Source organism: Tistrella bauzanensis (assembly GCF_014636235.1).
Taxonomy (GTDB): Bacteria; Pseudomonadota; Alphaproteobacteria; order Tistrellales; family Tistrellaceae; genus Tistrella; species Tistrella bauzanensis.
This window is the reverse complement of record NZ_BMDZ01000182.1, coordinates 1-1,237: the sequence shown is the minus strand read 5'-3', so window position 1 is coordinate 1,237 and position 1,237 is coordinate 1. Positions and strand designations below refer to the sequence as shown.

The following is a 1,237-nucleotide window of genomic DNA, read 5'->3' as shown; positions in this document are numbered from 1 at the left end:
CGGGCCATCAGCGCGCAATCCCGTTGAAACCAACGGAATCATCGCACCGCTCGCACGCTGGGGAAAGTCCGACAGGCTGCTAGTGAGTTTTCCATCCTCGGCGCGCCTCTATCGTGATAGCGCCACGCACGAGGAGGAAGCCCTTGCCAAACCCCCATGCCGGATCCTGGACGCCGGCGCTCATCCTGTCGCTTGTCGCCGCCGGAACCATCCTGTCCCTTTCCATGGGGCTGCGGCAGAGCCTTGGCCTGTTCATGGAGCCGATGGTTCGCGGCACCGGCATTACCGTCGCGACGTTCGGCTTCGCCATGGCCATTCAGAACCTGGCCTGGGGCATCGGGCAACCCTTCATGGGAGCCCTGTGCGATCGCTTCGGCGGGCGCATCGTCGTCATCATCGCGTCGGTGCTTTATTGCGCCGGCCTCTATCTGACCGCCACGGGCAATACTATCGGGCTCTATTTCGGCGGCGGCCTGCTGATCGGGCTCGCGGTCGCTGGAACCTCGCACGGCGTGCTCGTCGGCATCGTGTCGCGTCTTGCCACGCCGGCAGTGCGTGCGACGGCGATCTCCATCCTCGCCGCGGTCGGTTCGCTCGGCACCTTCGTCATCGCGCCGGTCGCGCAGACGATGATCGACGGCTCGTCCTGGCAATTCTCCATGGGCGGGCTGGCGCTGCTTGCCGCGTCGATGGCGGCGGTGACGCTGCTGTTCCGGCGCGGCAGGGGCGAGACCCCCGCAACGGCGCCTTCGCAACAGGTCGATGCCCGTCGCGCGATTGCGGAAGCACTGGCCAACCGGACATTCGTCATCACGACCATGGCTTTCTTCGCTTGCGGCTTCCAGCTCATATTCATCGCGACCCATCTGCCGAACTTCGTCGGCATCTGCGGTCTGCCGCCCTCCGTCGGCGCCCAGGCGATCGCGCTGATCGGCATCTGCAACGCCGTTGGCACCCTTGTCGCCGGCTATCTCTGCCAGCGTTGGGGCAATCGGAACGTGCTGGCCCTGATCTATCTGTTGCGGACCGCGTCCATTGCCGTCTTCTTCGTCTTGCCCGTCAGCGTCGAGACGACCCTGGTCTTCGCCGCTGCCATGGGTTTCCTCTGGCTGAGTGTCGTTCCTCCCGTCAGCGGCCTGATCAACGGCCTGTTCGGAGCCTGTTGCCGAATGCCCGCTACCCATGGTTTGACGCCGTCTGCTGACGGCTTGGGAGCTTGGCGGGGGTCTCGCGCGGT

At 65.4% G+C, this 1,237-nt stretch carries 1 protein-coding gene; it reads left to right on the top strand.

Annotation, left to right across the window (positions count from 1 at the left end; translation table 11 throughout):
- Window positions 1–143: 143 nt before the first annotated feature.
- On the top strand, window positions 144–1,237 hold a 1,094-nt coding region (locus tag IEW15_RS25465), incomplete at its 3' end, for an MFS transporter (RefSeq protein WP_188583343.1).